The organism is Cellulomonas sp. P2_B4 (assembly GCF_056404795.1).
Window position 1 is genome coordinate 1 of sequence record NZ_JBFUDI010000127.1, and the last position, 510, is coordinate 510.

Here is a 510-nt window from a genome sequence, read left to right on the forward strand (position 1 = left end):
ACCATGTTCCGCAAGGCGCTCGGCACGTCGCCGGGGCGATACATGGCGGAGCGATATTCGGGGTGAGGCCGCCGTTCCCCAGGCCAATCTCCGGCATTGTGTAGCAAATGTACCAAGGTAGTTTCAAAGGCCGCTGCCTTCGATTCAACCGCCATCATTTGCGATGCATGTCGCTCCATAAGGAGCGTTGAGCGTGTCTATTTCTTTTGCGGCCTTGATGGGGCTAGTTGGAGCCGTTGCCGGACCGACAACGTTTGGCCTCGTCTGGCCCCAGAACCTCGCCCCAATGATAGAAGGCGAAGCCTGTCTCCCTAACTATGTCAAAGGCGTCCGTGTAAACGACCCGCCCAAAGTGGACGAGAGCAAGGGTCTTTTCTGCCAGCGCTGGCATATGGGGAGCCAGAAAATCCTCTCTGGCATATGGGTAGATGTATCGCTCGACACCAGGCCCCACCGTGGCATCATCCGATTGGCCAAAGAGCCCTCGGCCGACATCGGCTGGATTGAAGT

Annotated in this window: 1 protein-coding gene; it reads left to right on the top strand. The window is 57.6% G+C overall.

Annotated elements, in window-relative coordinates:
- Positions 1 to 193 precede the first annotated feature (193 nt).
- Positions 194 to 510 (top strand): hypothetical protein (locus AC1DZC_RS20465; protein WP_477044571.1); only part of this gene is annotated, 317 nt, incomplete at its 3' end.